The organism is uncultured Campylobacter sp., assembly GCF_938030785.1.
Lineage (GTDB): Bacteria > Campylobacterota > Campylobacteria > Campylobacterales > Campylobacteraceae > Campylobacter_B.
Genome location: NZ_CALHIK010000001.1, coordinates 1 through 5,302, shown reverse-complemented (window position 1 = coordinate 5,302; position 5,302 = coordinate 1). Strand labels below are relative to the sequence as shown.

The window sequence follows — 5,302 nt, the reverse complement described above, 5'->3', positions numbered from 1 at the left end:
GCATCCCCGAAACGAAGCGCCGAATAAGCGATTATTTGGCGCTGCACGACGTTAAAATCGATGTTTTCGAGGCACTGAACGTCGAGGGCAAGATCCCGGGACAGGTGCTGCTAGAGTACGCCGACGCGGGCGATTTCGATCTAATCGTCGCGGGCTTGCACTCAGACAGCGGCATAAAAGAGATATTCCTAGGCGGCGCGTCGAAATACTTCCTGCAAAAGACCAAAATTCCGGTCTTAATGTAGCTTGAGGCTTGGGTGCCGTGTCACGGCACACCGCCCGCATAGCGTCTAGGCTTAAGTCGGCTTTTAAGCGCTGCAAGCTAAAGCTTAAATTTTAATCGGCTCGCTTTGGTTTTGCTAGCCCGTCCGCAAATCGTGCAGTTATGCCATTTTGCGGATGGGTTACGATTAATTTTATCGCTAGCTTTGCTGACGAGCCGCTTTTGCTTTGCCGCGGCTAGAGAGCAAGTATATCAGCGGCGAGCGGAGTTAGCGGTCGCAGCAAGCGCGCCGGTCTATCTTTTAGCGCGCGAGTTGGGAATTTCCATGCCTGCCGTTTCGACTGCGTCGCGGAAATCCGCATAAAATTTGCAGTTGAAATTTCCGCCTGCACGCTAAATTTTAAATCTCAAGGAGCATAGATGGCGTTTGAAAATGCAATTATCACAAAAGATGATGATGAGAAGTATGGATTGAGCGAAATTTACTACAAATATAATCCATACTATGAGACTTTTATTAATGAGTTACGATGGACTATTGATAGGGAGAGAGATTGCTGGGCTTGGTTTCTTTATAGCTTCCCAGGCTATGAACACGACCACGATTACGATACAAAGTCTATTTGGATCTTATATCATAAAGGTGAAATTATAGAGATGATTATAGATCATGAGGTAAATATTAATAGGAAGTTAGTTCCAGAGGAATTTCATAGGATTTGGAAACTCCTAGATTTAAAACCAAATCATACGCAAAGTCTTAATAAGCAAGATATTTTATGCCTGTTAAAAGAAATCTTGGAAACGTATAGAGATATTGATTTGTATAAACCAAGAGAAAACTACACTATGGAACTCCAAGATTTAACCGATCACGCCACAAAATAGGACTTTAAATTTAACTCTATTTCAATTCCGTATCAAATCAAATTTTATAGAATTCTAAAATTTCGCGAAATTTTAAAATTCTAAAATTCCAAAATCCTATAATTCCAAAATTTTAAAATTCCCGCCCTAAAATTTCTTGTAAATAAAATTTATCAAAATCATCGACGCGAGCGCCTCTATGAGCGAGGCGATGATCATCGCGAAGTATATCTCTTGCGAGATCGCGGCGGTGGAGTAAAAGAGCGTCGCCGTAGCGATCACTAGCGTCAGAGGCATCGAAAGCGATAGTGCGAAAAGCGCCGCGCCTTTGCGCCCTAAGGTGCTTAAAAACGTAGCGCTCGCAAGCAGTCTGATGCCAAACATCAGCGCCGCTAAGCTCGCGGCAAAGCTCATCACTCCGGGCATAAGGAGCGCCTCAAGCTTGATCACGGCTCCGGTGTGTATGAAAAATATCGGCACCAAAAAGCCGAAGCCGAACGACGATAGCTTTTCGATCAGATCGTCCTTGTGTGAGAAAAAGGTCGGCAGAAAGGTGCCTGCGATGAAGGCACCGATGACGACCTCAAGCCCTAAAAGCATTACTCCCGCGCAGATGAGGCAAAACAGCGCCATTGCAAATCGCACATCCTTTTCGTTCTTGTCGTATTTGGGCATGATGACCGTTTTTAGCGCGGGGAACCACCAAAATAGAATTTCAAGCCCTTTAAAAACTGCTAGCGCGGCCGCCGAAAAGCCCAAAAGCGCGCCGATATGAAGCGCCATCTCCACGCCGAAGCCGTTTTTAAGGTAGATGCCGCCCACCGTGAGGGCGGCGATGCTGATGAGCTCACCGATCACGCCCGCGGGCATCGCGAGATTGAGCCACGCTTGATCCTTGCCGTATTCCTTATACAGCGCCGAAAGCAGCCCGACGCTCATCAGAGGCGCTGCGATGATAAGCATCTGCGGCAGCTCAAACACCCAAACCGCAAGCGCGCTTAGGATATAAAGCAGCGCCAAAAAGATTAGGATCAGCCGCAAAATTTTGCGCGGCATCGCAAGCAGCGCGCGGAAATCTACCTCGCAGCCCGCCAAAAACATAAGGTAGCAAAAGCCGATCTGAGCGGCCAGATCGAAGGTCGCGCTTGGCGGCAAAAGCCCTAAATTTGCGGCTATAATGCCGAGCATTATCTCCATAGGCGAGAGCGGAATTCTAGCTAAGCTAGCCAAAAATGGTGAAACAAAGATCAAAAACGATAGCGCGATTAGGACGTAAATTTCATTCATAGTTTTATCTCGCGTTTGCGCCATTTTAGAGCTTTTTCGGGTGCGGCACAGACGTGAAATACGCGGAACTTCCCGCCCTGCGCCACGACGTAAGCAAACTCGAAAAGCCGCTTTTTGCGCCCGCAAATCTCGCCCGGATTTAGCACGAGCGCGCCGTTTTTGTCCACCGCCGCGGCGAAAAAATGGGTGTGGCCGTAAATTTTGATAGTTGGAATTTTGCCCGCGCCTCGCCCGCACGGACCTCGATTTTTACTTTCGCCGTTTGCATTGGGGCTCAAACTCGCGGTCAAATTTGAGTTCAAGTTTGGTGCGACTAAATTTGCGCTCAAGTTCGGCGTGGATAAATTTGCGCTTAAGCTCGGCGCCGTTAAATTTGCTGCGCGATCCGCACTCAAGCTTGCTTTTGAGTTCATATTGGCGGCCAAATTCGCGCTTGCATTTGAGTTTAAATTTACGTTCGGGCTCGAAGCGAGGTCTGCATTCAAATCTAAGTCTAAATTTGCGTTTGAGTTCACGCCCACATTCAAGCCCAAGCTCGCATTTAAACCTGCGGATTGACCACTTTTTAAATTTGCGCTCGCGCTACTTATGTTTTTAAAATTTGCATCTGTGCGGCGCGCGCCGTTTAAAATTTTATCTGCACTCGCAGTATTAAAATTTGAGTTTAAATTTACCGAGCAAGCCGTCGCTTTAGAATTTGCGATTAAAATTTCCCCGCGATCCGCGCTGCGGTTTGAGCCTAAATTCAGGTCGCTGTTTGCTTCGTCGCTAAAGCCAGAATTTTTGACTAGGTCCGCGCCGCAATCCCTGCGAAAATTTACCGCGCGATCTGCGCCCGTACCCACACCCAAATCCGCGTCTAAATTTAGCCCGTCTGCTTCGTTTTGCGTCGCGGGCTCCTCGTCAAAGAGATAAAACGGATGGTGCATGATTTTTAGTCGCAGTCCGGCAAACTCCGTGCAGAAGGGCTCATCGTGCAAGTTAAACTCATTTTTTAGCTCCGCAAGCGCCTCGTCGTTGTTCCCTAAAACCGCGAAGTAGGGCTTACCGCTTTGTCGCAAAAGCCGCAGCGTCTCGCTCTCGACGATGTCGCCTGCGTGCACGAGCAGATCCGCTCCGCGCACGAGCAACCACTCTATGGCGCTGGCAGCGACCTTTGTTTCGCGATGAGAGTCCGAGATGGCGCCTATTATCAATCGATCTCTTCTTTAAGCTTGCACTGCGGACACTCGGCGAAGTTGCCTTTTTTTAGCTCTTTGCGGAGCATGTATGAGTTGCCGCACTGCGGGCATGCGCGCGCGATCGGCGCGTAGTTGCTCACAAAGCCGCATTTAGGGTAGTTCGTGCAGCCGTAGAATTTGCCGCGTCTGGAGAAGCGCTCGACGATCTCGCCCGTGCCGCAGCTCGGACACTTCACGCCGGTGGAGACGAGCGGCTTTTTCTCCTTTGCCGCGCCTTCGATTTTACGCGAGTATTTGCACTTCGGATAGCCCTCGCAGGCGATAAACTCGCCGTATCTGCCTTTGCGTTTGATCAAATTTTTACCGCACTGCGGGCATTTTTCATCTAGCACTTCGGGCGCCGCCTTCTCCTCGCTCGTCCCCTCGGCGCTGGCGTCTGCGTTGCGCGAGTATTTGCACTTCGGATAGTTCGAGCAAGCGATGAACTCGCCGAATCTGCCCTGGCGCTTAAGTAGCTCGCCGCCGCAGTTCGGGCATGCTTCGCCGATCTTTTCGGCTAGCTTTTGGCTTGCGATCGACGTTTTTCCTTTGGCGATCTCGTCCATAAAAGGGTAGTAGAAATCCGCCAAAATTTGCTGCCAGTCCGCTTTGTTTTCGGCGATGTCGTCGAGCTTCTCTTCCATTTTGGAGGTAAACTCGCTATCGACGATATTTTTAAAATTTTGCTCCAGCATCTCGGTGATCTTAAAGGCGATCTCGCTCGGCACCAGGTGCTTTTGCTCGATATTGACGTAGTTGCGCGCCGTAAGCAGCGATATGGTAGGCGCATAGGTCGAGGGCCTGCCGATGCCGAGGCTTTCGAGCTTTTTGATGAGGCTAGCTTCCGAATAGCGCGCCGGCGGCTCGGTGAAATGCTGCTGCGAGCTTAGGCTTTGCAGGCTCATCGCGTCGCCCGCGGCAAAGTTCGGTAAAATTTTATCCTTATCCAGATCGCCGTAAGCCTTGTAAAATCCGTCAAATTCCACTTTGCGTCCGCTGATCTTAAACGCGCTCGCTTCGCCGCGCACGACGATCGTTTGGATCTGCGAGACGCTGGGGCTCATCTGCGAGGCTACGAAGCGGTTGTAGATGAGTTGGTACAGACGGTACTCGTCGCGAGGCAGGATTTTTTGCGCAAGCTCGGGGGTAAGCTTTAGATCGGTAGGTCGTATCGCTTCGTGCGCCTCCTGCGCGCCTTTACTTTTGGTGGCGTATAAATTCGGACTTTTCGGCAGATACTTTTCGCCGAAGCGCTCGCCGATTAGCTCGCGAGCCGCCGCGATCGCTTCTTTAGCGATATTTAGCGAGTCGGTTCGCATATAGGTGATCGCGCCGCCGTTTTTGGTATTGACGCCTTCGTAAAGGCTTTGCGCGAGGCTCATCGTCTTGCGCGGATTAAAGCCCAGAGCCGTGCTCGCCGCCTGCTGTAGCGTCGAGGTCATAAACGGCGGGTAGGGGTTTGTTTTGCGCGACTTGCTTTCAATACTCTCTACGCTAAATTTGTCTTTTTGCAGCGTCAGGACGATCTCGCTAGCTTGCGCCGCATTTTTGATCGAGAGCTTTTCCATCTTCTCGCCGCGAAATTCCACGAGCTCGGCTTCTAAATCCTTTTTAAAAACCGCGTCGATGCTATGGAATTCTACCGGCTTAAAATTTAAAATTTCGCGCTCGCGATCGACGACAATCTTAAGCGCGGCGCTTTGGA

The 5,302-nt window shown here is 50.1% G+C and carries 5 protein-coding genes; 2 read left to right on the top strand and 3 right to left on the bottom strand.

Going from position 1 to position 5,302, the window contains the following annotated elements; genetic code table 11:
* Together Q0438_RS00025 and Q0438_RS00020 are read left to right on the top strand one after the other, a co-directional pair.
* Window positions 1–245: universal stress protein (locus Q0438_RS00025; protein WP_299185911.1), on the top strand; the 245-nt coding region annotated here is incomplete at its 5' end.
* Between the two features lie 398 nt (window positions 246–643).
* Window positions 644–1,111: a hypothetical protein gene (locus Q0438_RS00020; RefSeq protein WP_299185908.1), complete on the top strand. Its 468-nt coding sequence runs from the start codon at window positions 644–646 to the stop codon at window positions 1,109–1,111.
* Between the two features lie 126 nt (window positions 1,112–1,237).
* On the opposite strand, the gene Q0438_RS00015 is transcribed toward Q0438_RS00020, so the two are convergent.
* The 3 genes from Q0438_RS00015 to topA all read right to left on the bottom strand — a co-directional run.
* Window positions 1,238–2,401 carry a cation:proton antiporter gene (locus Q0438_RS00015; protein ID WP_299185906.1) on the bottom strand — a complete coding sequence of 388 codons (1,164 nt, stop codon included), beginning with the start codon at window positions 2,399–2,401 and terminating at the stop codon, window positions 1,238–1,240.
* Entirely contained in the window at window positions 2,374–3,573 is a 1,200-nt protein-coding gene (locus Q0438_RS00010) for a metallophosphoesterase family protein (RefSeq protein WP_299185904.1), read from the bottom strand. The genes Q0438_RS00015 and Q0438_RS00010 overlap by 28 nt, the downstream gene beginning before the upstream one ends.
* On the bottom strand, window positions 3,570–5,302 hold a 1,733-nt coding region (gene topA / locus Q0438_RS00005), incomplete at its 5' end, for a type I DNA topoisomerase (RefSeq protein ID WP_299185901.1). The genes Q0438_RS00010 and topA, both read right to left, overlap by 4 nt.